The 19,353-nt window shown below is 44.3% G+C and carries 20 protein-coding genes and 1 riboswitch; of the genes, 11 read left to right on the forward strand and 9 right to left on the reverse strand.

Annotated features, from left to right (window positions below):
* Positions 1 to 55: 55 nt before the first annotated feature.
* Positions 56 to 1,345: an HAD-IB family phosphatase gene (locus RHM67_RS19685; RefSeq protein WP_322229035.1), complete on the forward strand. Its 1,290-nt coding sequence runs from the start codon at positions 56 to 58 to the stop codon at positions 1,343 to 1,345.
* Positions 1,346 to 1,451: 106 nt separating this feature from the next.
* Here RHM67_RS19685 and RHM67_RS19690 read toward each other — a convergent pair whose 3' ends face one another.
* The gene (locus RHM67_RS19690) at positions 1,452 to 1,922 is read right to left on the reverse strand and encodes a universal stress protein (protein ID WP_322229036.1); all 471 of its coding nucleotides are present in this window, start codon (positions 1,920 to 1,922) and stop codon (positions 1,452 to 1,454) included.
* 71 nt (positions 1,923 to 1,993) lie between these two features.
* Positions 1,994 to 3,322, reverse strand: a complete 1,329-nt coding sequence (locus tag RHM67_RS19695; protein WP_322229037.1) for a voltage-gated chloride channel family protein — start codon at positions 3,320 to 3,322, stop codon at positions 1,994 to 1,996.
* A gap of 24 nt (positions 3,323 to 3,346) precedes the next feature.
* Positions 3,347 to 3,411: riboswitch (Fluoride riboswitch) on the reverse strand.
* Positions 3,412 to 3,497: 86 nt separating this feature from the next.
* Between RHM67_RS19695 and RHM67_RS19700 the strand changes: the two genes are divergently transcribed.
* Complete coding sequence (locus RHM67_RS19700) at positions 3,498 to 4,451, forward strand: tryptophan 2,3-dioxygenase family protein (protein WP_322229039.1); 954 nt, start codon at positions 3,498 to 3,500, stop codon at positions 4,449 to 4,451.
* A gap of 2 nt (positions 4,452 to 4,453) precedes the next feature.
* On the forward strand, positions 4,454 to 4,774 hold the full coding sequence (locus tag RHM67_RS19705; RefSeq protein WP_322229040.1) for a hypothetical protein: 321 nt from the start codon (positions 4,454 to 4,456) through the stop codon (positions 4,772 to 4,774).
* Here RHM67_RS19705 and RHM67_RS19710 read toward each other — a convergent pair whose 3' ends face one another.
* On the reverse strand, positions 4,775 to 5,236 hold the full coding sequence (locus tag RHM67_RS19710) for a hypothetical protein (RefSeq protein ID WP_322229042.1): 462 nt from the start codon (positions 5,234 to 5,236) through the stop codon (positions 4,775 to 4,777).
* A 108-nt stretch (positions 5,237 to 5,344) separates the two neighbouring features.
* On the opposite strand from RHM67_RS19710, the gene RHM67_RS19715 reads away from it, so the two are divergent.
* Positions 5,345 to 6,409, forward strand: coding sequence for a branched-chain amino acid aminotransferase (locus tag RHM67_RS19715; RefSeq protein WP_322229044.1), 1,065 nt, complete (start codon positions 5,345 to 5,347; stop codon positions 6,407 to 6,409).
* A gap of 111 nt (positions 6,410 to 6,520) precedes the next feature.
* Here the strand turns inward: RHM67_RS19715 and RHM67_RS19720 are convergent, their stop codons facing one another.
* Entirely contained in the window at positions 6,521 to 7,267 is a 747-nt protein-coding gene (locus tag RHM67_RS19720) for a class I SAM-dependent methyltransferase (protein ID WP_322229045.1), read from the reverse strand.
* Positions 7,267 to 7,800, reverse strand: a complete 534-nt coding sequence (locus RHM67_RS19725; protein WP_322229046.1) for a serine acetyltransferase — start codon at positions 7,798 to 7,800, stop codon at positions 7,267 to 7,269. The genes RHM67_RS19720 and RHM67_RS19725 overlap by 1 nt, the downstream gene beginning before the upstream one ends.
* A gap of 99 nt (positions 7,801 to 7,899) precedes the next feature.
* Here RHM67_RS19725 and RHM67_RS19730 point away from each other — a divergent pair, with 99 nt between their 5' ends.
* Together RHM67_RS19730 and RHM67_RS19735 are read left to right on the forward strand one after the other, a co-directional pair.
* On the forward strand, positions 7,900 to 9,174 hold the full coding sequence (locus RHM67_RS19730) for a glycosyltransferase (RefSeq protein ID WP_322229047.1): 1,275 nt from the start codon (positions 7,900 to 7,902) through the stop codon (positions 9,172 to 9,174).
* Positions 9,174 to 9,923: a glycosyltransferase family 2 protein gene (locus RHM67_RS19735; RefSeq protein ID WP_322229049.1), complete on the forward strand. Its 750-nt coding sequence runs from the start codon at positions 9,174 to 9,176 to the stop codon at positions 9,921 to 9,923. The genes RHM67_RS19730 and RHM67_RS19735 overlap by 1 nt, the downstream gene beginning before the upstream one ends.
* A 179-nt stretch (positions 9,924 to 10,102) precedes the next feature.
* Here RHM67_RS19735 and RHM67_RS19740 read toward each other — a convergent pair whose 3' ends face one another.
* From RHM67_RS19740 to RHM67_RS19750, 3 genes are all read right to left on the reverse strand, one after another.
* Positions 10,103 to 12,490: a YfhO family protein gene (locus RHM67_RS19740; protein WP_322229051.1), complete on the reverse strand. Its 2,388-nt coding sequence runs from the start codon at positions 12,488 to 12,490 to the stop codon at positions 10,103 to 10,105.
* A 178-nt stretch (positions 12,491 to 12,668) separates the two neighbouring features.
* The gene (locus RHM67_RS19745) at positions 12,669 to 12,965 is read right to left on the reverse strand and encodes a hypothetical protein (protein WP_322229052.1); all 297 of its coding nucleotides are present in this window, start codon (positions 12,963 to 12,965) and stop codon (positions 12,669 to 12,671) included.
* A gap of 4 nt (positions 12,966 to 12,969) precedes the next feature.
* A complete protein-coding gene (locus RHM67_RS19750) occupies positions 12,970 to 13,239 on the reverse strand; it encodes a DUF4834 domain-containing protein (RefSeq protein WP_322229053.1) in 270 nt (89 codons plus the stop codon).
* 148 nt (positions 13,240 to 13,387) lie between these two features.
* Between RHM67_RS19750 and RHM67_RS19755 the strand changes: the two genes are divergently transcribed.
* Positions 13,388 to 13,534 carry a hypothetical protein gene (locus tag RHM67_RS19755; protein ID WP_322229055.1) on the forward strand — a complete coding sequence of 49 codons (147 nt, stop codon included), beginning with the start codon at positions 13,388 to 13,390 and terminating at the stop codon, positions 13,532 to 13,534.
* 79 nt (positions 13,535 to 13,613) lie between these two features.
* Here the strand turns inward: RHM67_RS19755 and uvrB are convergent, their stop codons facing one another.
* Complete coding sequence (gene uvrB / locus RHM67_RS19760) at positions 13,614 to 15,641, reverse strand: excinuclease ABC subunit UvrB (protein WP_322229057.1); 2,028 nt, start codon at positions 15,639 to 15,641, stop codon at positions 13,614 to 13,616.
* A gap of 252 nt (positions 15,642 to 15,893) precedes the next feature.
* On the opposite strand from uvrB, the gene upp reads away from it, so the two are divergent.
* The 4 genes from upp (at position 15,894) to RHM67_RS19780 (ending at position 19,173) form a co-directional block, all read left to right on the forward strand.
* Positions 15,894 to 16,541 carry a uracil phosphoribosyltransferase gene (upp, locus tag RHM67_RS19765; RefSeq protein WP_322229059.1) on the forward strand — a complete coding sequence of 216 codons (648 nt, stop codon included), beginning with the start codon at positions 15,894 to 15,896 and terminating at the stop codon, positions 16,539 to 16,541.
* Positions 16,542 to 16,596: 55 nt separating this feature from the next.
* Complete coding sequence (locus RHM67_RS19770) at positions 16,597 to 17,322, forward strand: YjjG family noncanonical pyrimidine nucleotidase (protein ID WP_322229060.1); 726 nt, start codon at positions 16,597 to 16,599, stop codon at positions 17,320 to 17,322.
* Positions 17,319 to 17,849: a DinB family protein gene (locus tag RHM67_RS19775; protein WP_322229062.1), complete on the forward strand. Its 531-nt coding sequence runs from the start codon at positions 17,319 to 17,321 to the stop codon at positions 17,847 to 17,849. The genes RHM67_RS19770 and RHM67_RS19775 overlap by 4 nt, the downstream gene beginning before the upstream one ends.
* A 469-nt stretch (positions 17,850 to 18,318) precedes the next feature.
* Positions 18,319 to 19,173, forward strand: coding sequence for a UDP-2,3-diacylglucosamine diphosphatase (locus RHM67_RS19780; protein ID WP_322229064.1), 855 nt, complete (start codon positions 18,319 to 18,321; stop codon positions 19,171 to 19,173).
* Positions 19,174 to 19,353: the final 180 nt, after the last annotated feature.

The raw sequence follows: 19,353 nt of genomic DNA on the forward strand, positions 1-19,353 counted from the left end.
TGGTTGCTGCCTCAATCATTTTTTGCACATTTGCAGCTCAGCATCGCACACCCCAATGGAGCAGTATTTTATAATAGATTTCGACAGCACCTTTACCCAGGTAGAAGCCTTAGACGAGTTAGCCCGCATATCTTTAAAAAACCATCCCGACCGTGAGGCCATCTATAAACAGATAGAAGACCTTACCAATGCTTCTATGGAAGGCCGCTTATCGTTCACCGATAGCCTGGAGCAGCGCGTGAAACTGCTTTGCGCCAACCGCGACCACCTGAAGATGCTGATCACCCATTTAAAGAAAAAGGTATCTACCTCGTTCTCGCGTAACACCGTGTTTTTCAAGAACCACCAGGATGAGGTACTTATCGTATCCGGCGGTTTTAAGGAGTTCATCACACCGGTGGTTACCGAATATCATATTAAAAAAGAGAACATCTACGCCAACACCTTTGTGTTTGATGAAGAGGGCAACATTGTAGGCTACGACCGCCAAAACCCACTATCGCAAGAGGGCGGCAAGGTTAAGCTTTTGAAGGAATTGAACCTGCCGGGAGAGATCTTTGGTATTGGTGATGGATACTCGGATTTCCAGCTGAAGGAATCGGGGATGATCAAAAAATTCTTTGCTTTTACGGAGAACATCGAACGTAAATCCGTTGCCGAAAAAGCAGATCATATTACCCCAAGTTTCGACGAATTTTTATATATCAACAAACTGCCAAGGGCGATATCATACCCAAAAAACCGCATTAAATGTTTGGTTATTGGCGATATTGATGAAGAAGCATTGGGCCAGATGAAACGCGAGGGCTACAACTTCCGCCATCGCGATAGCATAGAAGAAAAATATTTAGACGAGGCCGGTGTTTTATTTTGCGACGAGACAAACCTGCCAAAACCCGAGCAGTTAGAAAATGCGGGGCGCTTAAAAGTAATTGGCTGTTTTGGCCGCGTGAGCCGCAAGCTTGCCGAAGCTGCATGCGAAAAGGGCATCATTATATTCGATGACCCTAAAGCTAACCCCCGCAATACCGATTTTATCCCCCGCAGGGTAATTGCTTTTATGAACGAGGGTAAAACCCACATGAGCTGTAATTTCCCTGATCTGCAACCACCACGCATCAATAATGCCCACAGGTTAATTCACATCCATAAGAATGTACCGGGGATACTGGCGCAGATAAACGAGGTTTTTGCAAACCACAACATTAATATAGTAGGTGAGTTTTTAGTTACCAACCCGCAAATTGGCTACGTAATTACAGATGTTAACACCGGTTACGGCACAGAGGTATTAAACGAGTTGAAAGCGATTGAGCAAACGATAAAATTCCGGTTACTGTATTAGGATAAGCGCAACATGCCATTGCGAGGAACGTGGTGACGCGGCAAACTCAGCACATCCGCTTGTGCTATGAGATTGCAACGCTATCGGTCGCAATTGACATAGTTTTTTACTCCTTTACCAACGGCACCACAAGTACCGGCACCTGCGCATTACGAACAACGCTTTCTGCTACACTGCCCATCAACAGGCGATCTATGCCGCTTCGGCTATGGGTACCTATCACGATCAGGTCTGCTTTAAATTCTTTACTACAGCTTAAAATACCGTCGGCAGTGGAGTCATATTCATTGAAACGGGTAACCTCTAAACCTTTCGCATATTTTTCGATTGTACGTTCTATAATGTTATTCGCCTGCTCTTTCTGGATGCTGAGTATATTTACCTCATTATAATCGGGCGTTTGTATAGGCAAGCCCATAATAGTATTATTCGTGGTATCTGCAATAACAGCAGGCTCTACAATATGAACCAAGCCAACGTGTGCATTAAAGGTATGGGCGATATCAAACCCGTATGATGCGGCATATTCGGCAAACTTGCTGTCGTCTATCCCTATAAGTATCTTGCTAATTTTCATGGCTGTTAGAGTTTTGGTATACCCTTATTAAACAATCAAATACCGATATGTTTTAGTAAAAGATGCAAATGCTACAGTCTGTATTTGCCAAACATCCTTTTCAGATATTTGCTTTTCGCGAGTTCTGCTTTAGACAGAGCCACCTTTTGTGCCGAATAAATGCCGCCATCGCCACTAAAAAAATATGCTGTAAAACATGCTATCGCGAAGAAGATGGCATACTCGCCACCAAAAAGCTCTATCCCCATTAAGGTACAGGCCAGCGGCGTATTGGTAGCCCCGGCAAATACAGCTATAAAACCCAACGCAGCAAACAGGCCGACCGGCGCGTTCATCAGTTCGGCAAGACTATTACCTAATGTCGAACCTATATAAAACAGCGGCGTAACCTCTCCTCCTTTAAAACCTGTGCCTAAAGTTATGGCGGTATAAACCAGTTTCCAGAGCCAGCTGAATGCATCCGCCCCGGCATGCTGAAAGGCCGACACAATAGTTACCGCGCCGGGATATTCGGCATCAACGCCAAGGCTCAGGTAGTCGGGCTTGCCCAAAATATACGTAAGGCCTATTATGGCAAGGCCCCCAACAACAGGTATCACCCAGGTAATTTTGATCCACCTAAGCGAGAAGTTTTTCACCAGGTGCACTGCCTGTGCAAAGGCATAACTAACCCCGCCAAATATGGCAGATGCTAATATCACTTTTGCTAACAGCCAGAAGCTAACAGGTAGGTGAATACCGTAAAATGTTTGCCCGGTGTTTACAATATCAACATGGTAAAGCGTATGGTGGATGCCCCATAAGGATACCGTGATATCGCCTACATACCCCGCAATCAAACAGGCAAAAAAAGCTTTATAAGGTACACGGCCAATAGCAATTACCTCCAGCGCGAAGATGGTACCAGTAAGCGGCGTACCAAATACAGCCCCAAAGCCCGCGGCAACGCCTGCTGATAGGATGATTTTATTATCGGCCTCGTTCAGTTTAAACCAACTGCCAAATAGGTTGGCCAGGCTGCCTCCAATTTGTACGGCCGTACCCTCGCGCCCTGCCGAGCCTCCGAAAAGATGAGTAATAACGGTAGTAACTAAAATAAGCGGTGCCATTCGTTTTGGCACTCCTGCACCGGGTTGATGAATTTCGTCGATAATGAGGTTATTGCCCCGTTCGGCACTTTTGCCATACCATTTATACAGCAGGTGGATAACCACGCCGGCGGCAGGGAGCAGGTACAGTAACCATGTATGCGCAAAGCGGAAATGGATAGCCCAACTTAACAGCCACAGAAAAAAAGCCACTACACTACCAATTGCCGCGGCAACAGGAACAACGATAGCCAACCAGCGGAACAGGTATTTTATAAGCGAAATGGAATTTGAAACAATATTTTTAAACATAACCTACGTGCAAATAAACAAATATTTGGGGTAGGCGTCATCAGCTTTGCAGCGGTTCAAGTAGGCAGAACACCATTGCCTTGTTTGTATAACACAAATGTATTATTATTTTGGAATTATTTTGATTGACCCGAACGACTTTCGACTTTTGACTTAAGACTACTATCTTTGAAGCATGAGCATCTCTCCCGAAATAGAAAAAAGGCTTACCCTGCTGCAGGAAAAATACAACGCCATGGGCCAGGATATGACATCCTACCTGGATGGCCTGCTGCATGCTGATTTCCTTACCTATTGGGATTACATTCACCTGGATACGCTTTTGAGCCTGCAAAGCCCAAAAACACCCTTCCCGGATGAGGAGATCTTTATCATGTATCACCAGATCACCGAGCTGTACTTTAAGCTGAGCCTGCACGAGTGCAAGCAGATATCGGAACATGAAAACCTTACCGTAGATTTCTTCACCGCCCGCATCAAACGCATTAACCGCTATTTTGAAGCGCTTACCAATTCATTCGAAATTATGGTGGATGGGATGGAGAAGGAGCAGTTTCTGCAATTCCGCATGAGTTTGCTACCGGCCAGCGGTTTCCAAAGCGGCCAGTACCGTTTAATAGAAATTTACGCTACCGACTTTATAAACCTTGTAGCGCCAGACCATCGACAGGAATTAGCCGGCGCCCCTGTTGAGGATCAATTTGAACAGATCTACTGGAAGTATGGCGCGACGGAGTTGTCTACCGGTAAAAGAACATTGACATTAAACCAGTTCGAAAAAAAGTACGCCAAAACGTTCATCGAATTGGGCAAACAGGTTAGCAGCACCAATTTCAACTCGTTATTACAGCAGTTTAAATACAAAGGCAAAAGCACCAATACATTAGAAGAGCAGCTAAGGCAGCTTGATGTAAACGTGAATGTGAACTGGCCGCTAAGTCACTACAAATCTGCCGTGCGCTACCTGCACCGCGAGCCTGAAGAAATCAAGGCAACCGGAGGCACCAACTGGCAGAAATACCTGCCTCCGCGTTTCCAGCGCCGCATTTTTTATCCTTCTTTATGGAGTGCCTACGAACTGGAGAACTGGGGCAAAGCCTGGGTAGATAAAGTAGTGAGCCAGTTATAACAATGCCAAATAAAACTATTTCGGCCAGCTTTAAAGAGCATCCTATTGCCATAATACTTTGTGGTATTTACACAATATTGTGGTGCTGGATGGGATACATCGCTTACTACGACTTTACTAATCATGGTGATGGAGAGGCAATAGGTATGTCACTTTACTACTTTGCTTTCATAGTTATTGTGCCCTACTTTCTCACAACAGTTGCGTTCGCGGTGTTCTCCACCAAATCAAAAAAGTTTTACTGGGATATGGTTGGCTTTATCCTCGTTTTTATCCCGGTTGCCGCTTTAATTGGCTTTTTGGTTAACTATGTGAACGGATAGCTATATAGCGGTTGGCTGCAGGTTGTTCGCCTCTGCCGCATCATTAACCAATTTTTCTATCTCATAAAAGCTCTCAAACTTGTTGATGATGGTCAATGAGTTTTTCTTTGGAATTTTATTTACCAAAAATATGTTCGAGCCGCGATGGGTTACTTTTTTGATATCCGCAAGGTTTATGGCTACGTCGGGTTGGTTCAGCGTATGCAACACTATTTTCTCGTAATTAATAGTCAATTTTGTTGCGTCAATACCTTTGAAATATTTTTTCTGCCCGTAAACAAACCCGGCTATCAGCGCCATAAATATGATCGCGAAGGTAATGATATTAGTGGTGCTGCCGCCCCGGTAAAGCAGGTTAAACGCAAAAATGGCAATAATTACAATGTAAGATGCTAAGATGGTGTAGGTCCAGGTTTTTTTGAGTTTTGCGTTTCCTTCGGCACTAAGTTTGTATTCGGGCATGTAGGGTTTTGTTAATTTGCTGTAATATAGCGTTCAAAAGCTTTAAAAATTAAATAATCGCTCAAAAATTTTTAACTTGCCACTTTCAGATTTATTTATTCTACTACCATGACCGACACACTGGACATAAAAATCACCAAAGCCGCTCACTCACGTTTAGCTGAGACGGATTTTAACACCCTGCCCTTTGGCAAGGTTTTCTCTGACCACATGTTTTCTGCAGATTACATCGATGGCGAATGGAAAAATTTCGAGATCCTGCCATACGGCCCAATTCTAATGAGCCCGGCAATTTCTTCGCTGCATTATGGACAGTCGTTTTTTGAAGGCATTAAAGCATACAAACATGCCGATGGCAAGGCTTCTATCTTCCGCCCGGACAAGAACGCCGCTCGCTTTAACAAATCAGCAGAGCGCCTTTGTATGCCTACCCTGCCCGAAGAGCTTTTTGTGCAAACTATTGCCACCCTGGTTGATCTTGACCGCGATTGGATCCCTGCAAAAGCTAACCACGCTTTGTACATTCGCCCGTTCATGTTCGCTACCGACCCCTATTTGGGCGTAACGCCATCGGCTACATATAAATACATGGTTATTGTTGGCCCGGTTGGCCCGTACTTTTCAAAACCGCTTAGGGTTAAAATAGAAACGCATTACACCCGCGCTGCCGAAGGTGGTATGGGTTACGCGAAAGCTGCCGGCAACTACGGTTCATCTATGCTGCCTGCCCGCAAAGCCACCGAAGAAGGTTTTGATCAATTAATTTGGACCGATGCCAAAGAACATAAATACATCGAAGAAATGGGTGCCGCTAACGCGATGTTCCTTTTAGATGGCAAACTGATCACTGCCGAAGCTAAGGACACCATCCTCGACGGCGTAACCCGCGATACGGTTATTGCTTTAGCCAAAAGCTGGGGCATCCCGGTTGAAGAGCGCAAGGTATCTGTTGCCGAATTGATAGAAGGCGCTAAAAACAGTAAACTAACCGATGCTTTTGGTGCCGGTACTGCTGCAACTATTGCATCAGTAGCATCAATAAGCTTTGAAGGTGAGGAATACTTTTTGAGCGACCCTGCAACACGCGAATTTTCTAAACGGGTATTATCAACACTTGATGACATCAAATACGGCCGTACCGAAGATACCAACGGCTGGAATTACATGGTATAATTACAAATTGAATTATATAGATAAGCCCTGCAGAAATGCGGGGCTTATTTGGTTTTTGTTACGTCTAATAATAAACCACGTCATTGCGAGGCACGAGAAAAACGGGTGGCCCTACACCGTCGCCTCCACTACAATATATGGCGAAAGCGCTTTGCTATCCACAGGGATGACCTTGGTGAATACCTTACCTGCCACCCAAATAGCTTTTACAATAGCTTTAGACAGTGATTTCTGTTCTGATTTATTCTCCAGCCATACGGTAAATTTGCCGTGGTAATAGGCTTTAACATCTTTTAGGCCAAGGGCTTTGCAGCTATCGCGCAGCAGGTCGAGGTCCATGCTGTTGATGTTGTGCTTGTCGTAATTGTCTTTATCAAAATTCTTTTGCACCCAGCCGTTAACACTTTTAAAATTGGGCAGGGTAATGAACAACGTTCCGCCGGGCTTTAAAAACTTTAGGTGCTCGTTTATGATGAACTGGGTATCGTTAAAATGTTCTATCAAGCCGAATGAAAGCACCATGTCAAACTTTTCGGCTGGCTTATAAGTGAACAGGTCGGCTTCTACAATATCGATATCGCCGAGCTTAAGATCGTTAGCTGCAAGCAATTTATTAACCAGCTCGGGGTGGATAAAATAATCCAGCAGAGTTGTCTTTAAACCTTTATACTTTTTTAGGTAGATGGAATAATATCCCGGAAATCCACCCAGTTCAATAGCATTATTAATGCCTTTTTCGGCAATCAGTTTGCCTAAAATATCACCAAAAACATAATTAGGCTTTAGTTTAAATATAAGCCCCTTGCGCGATTCCCAAAACGATTTCCAGAAGGAACGGTCGGTTAAATTATTCTCCATTAAATGTTTTCAATACGGGTTGCCGCCTCAGTTTTTTGTTCCAATATCCGCGCCGGGTTGCCCACTGCCACGCTGTTATCGGGTATATCTTTTATAACTACCGCGCCTGCGCCAATAATTACATTATTACCTATAGTAACATCGCCAATAATACAAACGTTGGCACCAACATCCACGTTATTGCCCAAACGCGGGCAAGCGGTAAAAGTGCCGTTAGCCAGTTTTTTGTGGCCTATGGTAACGCTGTTGCGCAATACGCAGTTTTCGCCGATGATAACGCCCTGGTTAACCACCAAAGCCTGCCCGTGGTAAACAATAAGGCCTTTGCCTGCGGTGAGTTTTCGGGGGAGTTCGATACCCAGGTGCCATTCCACAACAATGTGGTACATGATAAGGTGCCAGCAAAACAGTATCTTAAGTAAGGTGTTGCGGTTAATTATTTGCACCGAGCGGAACAAAAACAAAACCAGCTGCCCTTTTATATTGCCCCGGTTGGCACTCCAATCCTGGAATAAATAGGCGAAAAAGTTCATTATTGCTTCGTGGTTTTACCGTTAAACTTCATTTTGATATTAATGAAGCATTCAAAAGTAAAATTTTTAATTTTAGTATCATTATACTTGCCCCGATAAATGAAGGTTGCACTCATCAATACATCAGATTCTGGCGGCGGCGCGGCCGAGGCTTGCATGCGCTTGTTAAAAGCCCTGCAACTGCAACAGGTGGATGTTACCATGGTGGTTCAGCATAAAAAACGTGCGGAAGATGCCGTTTATACCATCGAGCGAAACATCTTTGGCAAACTCAGATCTAATATAAATTTCCTGCTGGAGCGTATTTCTTTCATGCTTTTCCAGGAGCGCGATAAGCAGGTTAGGTTCGCCTTTTCGCCTGCCAACGCGGGTACGGATATTAGTCAATTAAAAGTGATTAAAGAGGCTGATATCATCCATCTACATTGGACCAATTCGGGCTTCCTGTCCATCAACGACGTAAAAAAACTCATCGCCCTTAACAAACCTATTATTTGGACGCTACACGATATGTGGGCCTTTACCGGCGGCTGCCATTATGCAGGCCCGTGTAACCATTTCAAAAACCAATGCGGCAATTGTTATTTTCTGCGGAACCCGGAGGATAACGACCTGTCGCATGCAGGCTGGTTGCATAAAAAAGATGCGCTGAGCATCGCCAAAAACTTATCCATTGTAACCTGCAGCCACTGGCTGGGCGAAGTGGCCATGAAAAGTACCCTGCTCAAAGGGTTTATTATACAGGCCATTCCTAACCCTATCGATATTGAGTTATTCGCGTATAAAGATAAAGCCGCGGCACGTACCAAGTGGGGCGTAAACCCGGCTGCTAAAATTATCTTATTTGGCGCCGCCAATATCAACGACCGGCGCAAAGGCATTAGCTTCTTGGTAGATGCCTTAGCATATTTAAAAGCTGACTATACACAGGATACGCCTGTTGAGATAGTGATCTTCGGCAAAAACAAACATTTTGATACAAGCAGCTTATCTTTCCCGGTTAAGCAGTTAAATACCATAAGTTCACCAGCCGACCTTGCCGAGATCTACAGCATGGCTGATGTTTTTGTATCGCCGGCTATTGAAGATAACCTGCCCAACATGATTATGGAAGCCATGAGTTGCAGCACACCCGTAGTTGCCTTTAATACCGGTGGCATCACCGATCTGATAGACCACCAGGTGAACGGCTACATGGCCGAATTTAAATCTTCAACCGACCTGGCAGCCGGCCTTAACGATGTGCTGAATACCGGCAACCGCGATAAATATGCCGCTGCCGCGCGATACAAAGTAAAACGCATGTTTAATAACGAGAAAGTGGCAAGGCAATATATCGACTTGTATAAGTCAGTTCTAAATTCCCCTGAATAATGAAACCTGTCCTGTCGGTAATTACCATCGTTTATAATAATGCCTGCGATATTGAGCGTACCATGCTTTCGGTGCTCGATCAAACTTACGATACTGTAGAATATATTGTGATTGATGGCGCATCAAACGATGGCACATTAGAGATCATCAAACGCTACGAAAACCGTATTGCCAAACTCATCAACGAAAAAGATAAAGGTATTTACGATGCCATGAATAAAGGCCTTGCCCTTGCCACCGGCGATTATGTGATCTTCATGAACTCGGGCGATGAATTTTATGCTAACGATACCGTTGCCAAAGTTTTTGCCACCGCGACTGATGCCGATATATATTACGGCGAAACCGAAATGGTGAACGACGAGCGCGAAAGCCTTGGCCAGCGCCGCCACAAAGCGCCCAATAAATTTACCTGGCAGGGCTTTAAGTTCGGCATGAGCATAAGCCACCAGGCGATTTACATCAGGCGCTCACTAACCGAGCCTTACGACCCCAAATACCAACTTAGTGCCGATATCGACTGGATCATCCGCGCAGCAAAAAAAGCCACCAAAATTGTTAACGTTGATGGTTATGTAGCTAAATACCTGGTTGGTGGCATGTCTAAAGCCAAACACAAACAAAGCCTTTTAGAACGCTTTGATATTATGAAACACCATTACGGGTTGATACCAACTGTGCTTAACCACGTGGTTATCGCTTTTAATTTGGGTTGGTATCGGTTGAAGAATAAACGGACGAATGATTAAATAATCGCTGTCGCGAATTTAGCGTAGCGTAACTCGTGATACGGCATAGTGTAAGCATTCTGCTTACGTCAGCTGAAAGCTGACCTTGTGCGCATCACGAGCTGAAAGCTCGCGATAGCATTAACAAAAAAGAGCGATAGGTAAACCCCATCGCTCTTTTCATATACTCAAATCCGTAATTATACTTTCGCTAACTCCGGTTGTTTGTTTTTACGTTCGGAGTATACCGCGCCGGCTAATGCTAGTATCAGCAGGATTGAACCTACTAATGAGATATTCTCGCCCAAGTAATATGATGTTGGGTGGAAGATAAACTCAACCTTATGGTTACCAACCGGGATGGTTGCTGCACGCAACAGGTAATCGGCACGGTAGTAGGGTTGCTCTTTGCCATCGATGTACATTGTCCAGCCTTTATCGTAATAGATCTCTGAGAATACCGCAACCTGGTTAGATGTTGAACCGGTTTGGTAAGTCAAATGATCCGGCTTGTAGCTGGTTAATTCGATAGTACCGTTTACCGTAGCACCTATAGGTTTTGCCTCAACAATACTTTTGTACTGCTGGTCTATCATAGCCTCATCTTTAGGCGAAAAACTACTGATAGCCTGCATTTCCTGGTCGGCATCTTTTACATATTTAACGCTTTTTACAAACCACGCGTGGCCGCAAGCGGTGGCGTTGGCATGCATGCTCGGGCTACCTGTTTTAGGATCGGCAGTAATGATGTATTTAGCGTTAAGCATATCCAAAACATCCTGGTTAATACTCTTGGTAAACTGGTTTTGTATAACCTCATCAAAACGCCTTAACCTGGCTGAATGGAAACCGCCCACTGTTTTATAGAAGTAAGATGAACGCGAATCGCGGAACGGATCAGCAAGAGTCAGGTCCATCACCCTAAAATTCGGGTCTTTATCGCGGACGATAAATTCATCGATATCTCGAGGTGTATAAGCTTGCGAATACGTGTCTTTATCAACAAAAGTTTCGTCTTTTAAGTAACGTTTGTCAACGCTCCACATATCAACCAAAACAATTGCCATAAATGCAAGCGAAGCAAATGTTAAACTTATTTTTTGTTTGATGACGATGTAAAGCAAACAAAACGCTAAAGCGATAAAGATGAAGGTACGGATAGCATCGGCACGCTCTAAAGCCTGGCGGTCTTCTATCAGTGCGTTGGCAACCTGGTTAGCCATTTGGGTGTTACCCTGAAAAGCTTGTGTTAAGCCCCCAATTAAGGTTTGATGCTCGCTTGTTTTAAAGCTCAGGAATAAGCCCGGAACCGCGATCATCACCAATGTTAACCCGCCGGTAATGTAAAATGCCAGCTTTACATTTTTAAAGATGTAAGGCTTATCGCGGTTTACAAATACCTCGTTCAACGCCAGGAAGCCCAGTATTGGAAAGCATAATGATGCGATAACTAAGGTAGACTCTACCGCCCGGAACTTATTATAAAGCGGGAAGTAATTAAAGAACAGATCTGACAGGAACGGTAAATTTTTACCGAACGACAAAAATACGCTTAACAGTACTGCTGAAAGCAGCCACCACTTGATCCTGTTTTTGACGATCAATAATCCTAAAACAAACAGAAAAAATACAATCGCCCCGAAATACCATGGCCCATTTGTGCTTGGTTTATTACCCCAATAAACGGGTAACTGGCCGGCAAACTGTTGTGCCTGAGCAGGGTCTACATGATTTTCGGTTAACACTTTTACAACTTTAGAATCCTCGGCTGCAGGGGCACCACTGGCACCACCGTATGCATTAGGAATAAAAAACGTAAATACTTCACTTACGCTTTCACTCCAGTTGTAAGCATAATCTTTATCAAGGCCTGTTGTTACCGCACCCGTTTCGCTTTTCAAGTTAGGTTTACCACGGATGGTGTATTTACTGTATTCGTAAGTTGTCCATAACGACCCAGCGTTAACAATAACCGCCAAAATGGTAGCGGCAGATAAGTAAGCTATAGATTTTAAAAACGGAGCAGTTTGCTTTGCTTTGATGGCATGGTAAAGCTCGATACCTACTAAAATGGCGATAGCCAGTAGCAGGTAAAAGGTCATCTGCACGTGGTTAGAGCGGATCTCCATCGCCAGGAAAAATGCGGTAAGCGCACCACCGGTAATATATTTGCCCCTAAGTGTAAGAATGATACTGGCCACTATTGGTGCAAAGAATGCGATAGCGTAAGCCTGGTTAGCGTGCCCCGCCTCGATATATATAAAGTTATATGACGAGAACGCGAACGCTACAGCGCCCGCTGCTGCCAGCCAGTTATTCAGTTTAAGGGTGCAAAATAAAAAGTATGCGCCAAAAAGGTATAATAAAATGGTATCAACCGGATTAGGAAAAACCGTTTTTAAAGCATCAATAACGTATGTGGTTACGTTTTTGCCGTACTTGGCCCAAATTTGGTAGCTTGGCATCCCGCCAAACATTTGGTTTGTCCATAATGGGGCTTCGCCGGTTGCGGCTTTAACATCCATTATCTCTTTCTGCATGGCTTTGGCCTGCAAAACATCACCCTGGTACATTATTTTACCCTGCATTAAAGGGTTAAAGAAATAGGCAAATGTTAGTACGAAAAATATTGCAGCGACTATAAGATGCCCACTATTCCGCTTGATCCAGTTGTTCATTTAAACTCTTTTAGGGATAATAATTATAATCTTCAAAAATAGAAAATTGAATGAGATTAGAAACGATAAGTTTTTATAAGATATCCACTTAGCAATTATGGGGTTGGTTGCTAAAATAGTAGAACATGAATATCATTAATACGATGCTGACAACATAAACAACAATGTTAAGCTTGTTAAATTCCCCGCGGTTACGGCGAATGTTGTAAACATTGTAAAGCGCAAGGCCTGCAATGGCTACCCAAAAAAAGTTATTAATAGTGTTGCAGCCGGTAAACAACTGCGTTAATAACGCCAACACAATACAGTTGGTAAGTATTAACAGTACGGTTGGCGGGGTATTATTGTGGCCGCGCCTGCGTTTATATAGCCCTTCGGGTAACATTGGTTTATTTAATTTCTTCGTAATCTACAAATTCTCCCTCAGAATCAGGAACAGACCTTTTTGCATCGGGTTTATAATCTACCCGTACGCGGCCATCAGGCTTGGGCTGCTGATAATTTTGCTGTTGGCGAGCCTGCTCCTGCGCTTTATTAATGACGCTATTAAACAGCATAGGCAATAATATCCGCACAAGGCTGCGGATGATGTATAACGAACAAATGGCAATTATTAAAAAACGGATCAAGCCCATCTGGTATTTTATTTTATAGTACAAATATAAGCATATAACGCAAAAAATGTTTCATTATGATATTTAAGCATTATAAAAGAGGGTTGAAAATTAAAAACTATTTACTAAAGCTTTTACTTCCGAAATTGATACCTGGCCGGCCAGGGACACATTAGGTAAGATACAGCTTGTTATGACCAACAATACGAATGTTTACGGCGGCATATCTAGTGCACATACTTTCAGGTATGTCATTATCCCCGGTGGCGTGCATACAACCGCAACCGTCAATTTTAGGAATTATGCCGAGGTGAAGCAGGCCTTCCATTTAGCCAATTAAGGTTGATATAAATTAGCTCAAAATCAGACAGATCTGAACAAAACGCCTGCGCTTGCTTACACAAGCGCAGGCGTTTTTATTACGAGAATTTTTCTTCCATCATTTTTTCCAGCGCAAACATTTCGTCGCGCAGCTTGGCCGCTAACAGGAAGTCCATGTTTTTTGCTGCCGCGACCATGTCCTTGCGGGTGTTGTCGATAGATTTTTTCAGGTCCGGCTTGGTCATGTACTGAACAATTGGGTCTGCGGCAAGGGTCATAGTATCGGTTTCCACGTAGGCTTGTTGTACACCCCCTTTAAAGTCGACCACCGAGGTTTGCTCCATGATCTCTTCTTTAGATTTACCCACCGTACGCGGCGTAATGCCATGTTCGGTATTGTATTTTATCTGCAGATCGCGGCGGCGGTTAGTTTCGTCCATCGTAATCTGCATCGAATTGGTAATTTTATCGGCATACATAATAACCCGGCCCCTGTCGTTACGGGCAGCACGGCCAATGGTTTGGATCAGCGAGCGCTCCGACCGTAAGAAACCTTCCTTATCCGCATCTAAAATAGCCACTAACGATACCTCCGGTAAATCCAGCCCTTCGCGAAGCAAGTTGATCCCTATCAGAACATCAAACTCCCCGAGGCGAAGGCCACGCAGGATTTCCACCCGCTGCAAAGTTTTTACTTCCGAGTGGATGTAACGGCATTTGATACCCAACCTGTCCATATACTTGGCCAATTCTTCGGCCATGCGTTTGGTTAGGGTGGTTACCAATATGCGGTCGCCCATTTTAATGGTTTTGTCCACCTCATCAAGCAGATCATCAACCTGGTTTATCACCGGGCGAATCTCTATTATCGGGTCAAGCAGTCCCGTAGGGCGGATCACCTGTTCCACAACTACACCGCCCGATTTTTCCAGTTCGAAATCAGCAGGCGTTGCGCTTACATATATCGTTTGTGGTGCAAGACGCTCAAACTCCTGAAAGTTTAGCGGCCTGTTATCCATCGCCGCAGGCAAACGGAAACCATAATCAACCAAGGAGATCTTCCTCGACCTATCGCCACCATACATGGCCCTTATTTGCGGCACAGTTACGTGGCTCTCATCAATTACCATCAGGTAATCATCGGGGAAGTAATCCAGCAGGCAGAAGGGGCGCATACCCGGCTCGCGGCCATCAAAAAAGCGCGAGTAATTTTCGATACCGCTACAATAACCCAACTCGCGGATCATCTCCAGGTCGTAATTTACCCTTTCTTCAAGTCGTTTTGCCTCAATGAAGCGGCCATCATCAATAAACTGCTTTTTACGGGTTTCCAGCTCTTCCTGTATGGCCCAAACCGATTGCTGGAAGCGTTCGCGCGGGGCAACGTAAAGGTTGGCGGGGTAAACCACCATGTGCGTCATCTTCTCGATGGTTTTACCTGTGGTGATGTCAAAAGTGCTTAGCTCCTCAATATCATCCCCAAAAAAGCTGATTCGGTAAGCATAATCCATATACGCCGGGAAAATATCCACGGTATCGCCCTTTACACGGAAAGTACCGCGTTTAAAATCGGCGGTGGTGCGGGCATAAAGTATCTCAACAAGTCTATGTAAAAATGCGTTCCTACTAATGCGGGTGCCAACCGCGAATTTGAATACCGAATTGGCAAAATCCTCGGGGTTACCCATACCATAAATACAGGATATAGACGATACCACAATAACATCCCGCCTGCCGCTCATAAGCGACGAGGTAGTGCGCAAACGCAGTTTTTCAATCTCCTCATTTATCTGCAGGTCTTTTTCAATATAGGTATTTGATGAGGGGATGAACGCCTCGGGCTGGTAATAATCGTAATAGGAAACAAAGTAATTTACCGCGTTTTCGGGGAAAAACTGTTTAAACTCGCCATAAAGCTGTGCCGCCAAAGTTTTGTTGTGGCTAAGTATCAGCGTTGGCTTTTGGGTTTGCTCAATTACGTTGGCTATAGTAAACGTTTTACCGGATCCGGTTACCCCCAACAGGGTTTGGAAAGGGTCGGCATTGTTTACCCCATCAACCAGTTGCTTAATAGCGCTGGGCTGGTCGCCGGAGGGTACGTAGTGAGAAGTTATTTTAAAATCCATTACTCAAATGTAGCAATTAGTGGTTAGAGATTTGTGATTAGGCTGTCAAGATTGCTAAGCTTTTTAGTTGCATTATCACTGGTAATATTTACAAATAACATATATGCCCGTGACAGCCCTATGTCAGCATCTTTTTATACAACCAATTTATTTGAATAATGATTGCTTAATTCGGTCTATTTCGCAATCTTTAAGCAAGATTTGAGAAAGTGTTTTATCTCAAGTCTCATAGCTAACGTCTCAGATCTATTCATGCAGCCTTTCATCCTCAATAAAACCAATAGCATTGCCAACCATTTTTTAGCTGAACTGCGCGATGTTACCATTCAGCAGGATAAATATCGTTTCCGCAAAAACCAGGAAAGGCTTGGCGAGATAATGGCTTACGAGATCAGCAAAACCCTTGTTTACGAAAGCACTGATGTACAAACGCCATTAGGCACCGCCAGCATCAACTTAGTTACCGAACAACCTGTTATAGCCACCATATTGCGCGCCGGGCTGCCCTTTCACCAGGGCTTTATTAACTTTTTTGACCGTGCCGATAGTGCCTTTATTACCGCCTGCCGCAAGGTTAAAAAGAGCGGGGCGTTTACCATCCAAATAGACCAGATCTCGGCCCCGAATCTCGAAGGTAAAACATTAATTATGTGCGATACCATGCTGGCCACAGGGCAAAGCACCGTACTGGTTTGTAAAGAGATCATCGCCCAATACAAACTGAAGGCCCTGCACATAGTGGCAGTTATTGCCAGCACCGAGGGCATTGCCCACGTACGCGCCAACCTACCCAACGCCAAAGTTTGGGTATGCGCTGTTGATGAGGAAATGACCAGTAAAGCTTACATAGTCCCGGGCTTGGGTGATGCCGGAGACCTGGCGTTTGGGGAAAAGGTGTAATGATTTACGATGGACGATTTTAGAATTACGATTTGAATATAATAACTTTGCTTTCATGCCACAATCTGATATCGTAAATCGTACATCTAAAATATACCGCCACATTTTTTTCGACCTTGACCATACCATTTGGGATTTTGACAAAAACGCCGAAGAAACCCTGCACGAGCTTTACGGCACTTACAAATTAAAAGAGATCGGCCTGCACTCTGCCGACCTGTTCATAGAAACTTATACCCGCCACAATCACCGCCTTTGGGCAGATTACCACCTGGGCAGGATAAGTAAGGATGAATTGCGCGATGAACGTTTTAAATCGACCTTTATTGAGCTTGGCGTACAGCCCGACCTGATGCCCGCCGATTTTGAGGATGCTTACGTAAACCTCGGCCCAACCAAAACAAACCTGTTCCCCCATGCGCACGAAACGCTGGCTTATCTGCAAAGCAAATACACGCTGCATCTAATCTCTAACGGGTTTAAAGAATCTACCGAGATGAAGGTAGCGGGCACTAAGCTTGCGCCGTATTTTAAAAACATCATCATATCCGAAGTAGTGGGCGTTAACAAGCCTGACCCGCAGATATTTCATCATGCTATTGAACTGGCCGGAGCTACCATCCCCCAAAGTGTGATGATAGGTGACAGCATCGAAGCCGATATCCGCGGCGCCATGGGTGTTGGTATGGATGCCATTTATTTCAACCCTGCCGGCCTCGAAAAGCCCGCCGATGTGGCCGTACAGGTTACTCATTTAAAAGAGTTAACTTTATTACTATGAACATTGCCAAAGAGCGCCGCGCCATTGATACTGCGTTAGATACCTACCGCCAATTGCTGGACGGCTTTTCTGACGAGCACTTTATCCAAACCCCACCTATGGGTGGCTGGAGTTATGCCGAGGTGTACGATCATATCCTTAAATCGAGCCTGGGGTCTACCATCGCGTTGGAGCGTTGCACGCACAACAACTGCCCGCCAACCAAAAAAGGCATGGGCTTTTGGGGACATTATGTAATGGCTACCGGCCTGTTCCCGCCGTTTAAAGTAAAAGTACCTGAGGCTGTGGCTGATAAAATTGCCCCGAAGAAGATCAATATCGAGGATGCCAAAAACCTCATCATAAAAACCCGCAAACGGATAGAGGGCGTTACCTGCCTGATTGCCGATGCCAAAGAAAACGCCCGCTGGCTGCACCCGCGCCTGGGCATGCTTAACGCGGCCCAATGGTTCAAGTTTACCCGCGCACACCTGCAGCATCATATAAAACAGTTGGAGCGCATTAAAAGTAATTTTAAAAAGGGTTAAAACACCCAAAATGTTCACGTTCACGTTTGTGAACACACATGCATGTTTGCAAATAACTCACCATCAACCATTTGTATTTTCGGGTACTGACAAAACAGTGCCACCACTTTATCCAAATTAATTTCACGTCAATTTCATATGAAAAAGGTAACTTAACGTAATAAAAACGCCCGTAAAACGGCCTGTAAAACCTGTTTTCGAATTATTTTTTGTTAACCGTAACCTTTTACATTTAACACAGTCTTAACACTATAATAATTTGATAACTTGATATTTGTAAAAATAAGGAAAGATGAATTTTGAATTTACTTACTTGTTTGTAACAGGATTACTGGTATTGCTTGGTGCATTCTATCTAAGCCCTTACGAACTAAAGGTTAACGAAGACGACGACGAGGAATAAGCCCCCCGCCAACCAAGCCTGCCAGCACATTTAATTTAACGGCTATTTATAGCCCTGCAATTTTTAATGGCAAAACGCGAAGTAGATATAGTTATCATATCTGATGTCCATTTAGGCACATATGGCTGCCACGCCAAAGAACTCCTCAAATATCTTAAAAGTATAAAGCCCAAAATGCTTATCCTCAACGGGGATATCATCGATATTTGGCAATTCAGCAAATCGTACTGGCCCGAGGCACACATGAAGGTGGTGCGCCGCATCCTTAAATTTGTTACCGAAGGCGTGCCCGTTTATTACCTTACCGGCAACCACGACGAGATGCTGCGCAAATTCACCGATTTTAACCTGGGCACTTTTCAACTGCTGGATAAAATTGTGCTGAATATCGACGGCAAAAAAGCCTGGATCTTCCATGGCGATGTGTTTGATGTTACCATGCAGCACTCTAAATGGCTGGCCAAAATGGGCGCCGTGGGGTACGATACGCTGATCATCATCAACAGCATTACCAACTGGTTTTTAACGGCTATAGGCCGCGAGAAAATGAGTTTCTCGCAAAAAATAAAGGCAAAGTTTAAAGATGCTGTGAAGTTCATTAACCAGTTTGAGCAAACCGCTGCCGACCTGGCCGTAGAGAAGGAATACACCTATGTTATTTGCGGGCATATCCACCACGCCGAGATCCGCACCATTCAATCTACCGAACAAACGGGCTCGGTACTGTACCTCAACAGCGGCGACTGGGTAGAAAGCCTTACCGCCTTAGAATACCACAACAACGACTGGACCATATTTAAATACCTCCCCGAAGATTTTAAGCAAGACAACGACGAAGACGACATCACCGACGCCGAAGACCTCGACGCCAAACTGGACGTACGCAGTTTATTAGAGAGATTTAAGCAGGAAACGCAGTAGGGTTGAAAGAGTGCTTATTACTCAAGCTATTGCCCAGTATAAAGATATTATATTTGCAAATTGCACGGTGTGACAAGTAATTGCATTGTTTTGTAAGTCTAAATCTACATTTTCCTTCGTAATACGAAAAGGGAGAGTTTTCTATCTCTCTATAAAGCTATTAATATTCAATAATTTATA

The sequence above is a fragment of the Mucilaginibacter sp. 5C4 genome (assembly GCF_034345625.1).
GTDB classification, from domain to species: domain Bacteria; phylum Bacteroidota; class Bacteroidia; order Sphingobacteriales; family Sphingobacteriaceae; genus Mucilaginibacter; species Mucilaginibacter aurantiaciroseus.

Excerpts from the sequence above, each read along its gene's own strand:
- RHM67_RS19685 (WP_322229035.1), top strand. The coding sequence starts at position 56 with ATGGAGCAGTATTTTATAATAGATTTCGACAGCACCTTTACCCAGGTA.
- RHM67_RS19690 (WP_322229036.1), bottom strand. The coding sequence starts at position 1,922 with ATGAAAATTAGCAAGATACTTATAGGGATAGACGACAGCAAGTTTGCC.
- RHM67_RS19695 (WP_322229037.1), bottom strand. The coding sequence starts at position 3,322 with ATGTTTAAAAATATTGTTTCAAATTCCATTTCGCTTATAAAATACCTG.
- RHM67_RS19700 (WP_322229039.1), top strand. The coding sequence starts at position 3,498 with ATGAGCATCTCTCCCGAAATAGAAAAAAGGCTTACCCTGCTGCAGGAA.
- RHM67_RS19705 (WP_322229040.1), top strand. The coding sequence starts at position 4,454 with ATGCCAAATAAAACTATTTCGGCCAGCTTTAAAGAGCATCCTATTGCC.
- RHM67_RS19710 (WP_322229042.1), bottom strand. The coding sequence starts at position 5,236 with ATGCCCGAATACAAACTTAGTGCCGAAGGAAACGCAAAACTCAAAAAA.
- RHM67_RS19715 (WP_322229044.1), top strand. The coding sequence starts at position 5,345 with ATGACCGACACACTGGACATAAAAATCACCAAAGCCGCTCACTCACGT.
- RHM67_RS19720 (WP_322229045.1), bottom strand. The coding sequence starts at position 7,267 with ATGGAGAATAATTTAACCGACCGTTCCTTCTGGAAATCGTTTTGGGAA.
- RHM67_RS19725 (WP_322229046.1), bottom strand. The coding sequence starts at position 7,800 with ATGAACTTTTTCGCCTATTTATTCCAGGATTGGAGTGCCAACCGGGGC.
- RHM67_RS19730 (WP_322229047.1), top strand. The coding sequence starts at position 7,900 with ATGAAGGTTGCACTCATCAATACATCAGATTCTGGCGGCGGCGCGGCC.
- RHM67_RS19735 (WP_322229049.1), top strand. The coding sequence starts at position 9,174 with ATGAAACCTGTCCTGTCGGTAATTACCATCGTTTATAATAATGCCTGC.
- RHM67_RS19740 (WP_322229051.1), bottom strand. The coding sequence starts at position 12,490 with ATGCAGGGTAAAATAATGTACCAGGGTGATGTTTTGCAGGCCAAAGCC.
- RHM67_RS19745 (WP_322229052.1), bottom strand. The coding sequence starts at position 12,965 with ATGTTACCCGAAGGGCTATATAAACGCAGGCGCGGCCACAATAATACC.
- RHM67_RS19755 (WP_322229055.1), top strand. The coding sequence starts at position 13,388 with ATGACCAACAATACGAATGTTTACGGCGGCATATCTAGTGCACATACT.
- uvrB (WP_322229057.1), bottom strand. The coding sequence starts at position 15,641 with ATGGATTTTAAAATAACTTCTCACTACGTACCCTCCGGCGACCAGCCC.
- upp (WP_322229059.1), top strand. The coding sequence starts at position 15,894 with ATGCAGCCTTTCATCCTCAATAAAACCAATAGCATTGCCAACCATTTT.
- RHM67_RS19770 (WP_322229060.1), top strand. The coding sequence starts at position 16,597 with ATGCCACAATCTGATATCGTAAATCGTACATCTAAAATATACCGCCAC.
- RHM67_RS19775 (WP_322229062.1), top strand. The coding sequence starts at position 17,319 with ATGAACATTGCCAAAGAGCGCCGCGCCATTGATACTGCGTTAGATACC.
- RHM67_RS19780 (WP_322229064.1), top strand. The coding sequence starts at position 18,319 with ATGGCAAAACGCGAAGTAGATATAGTTATCATATCTGATGTCCATTTA.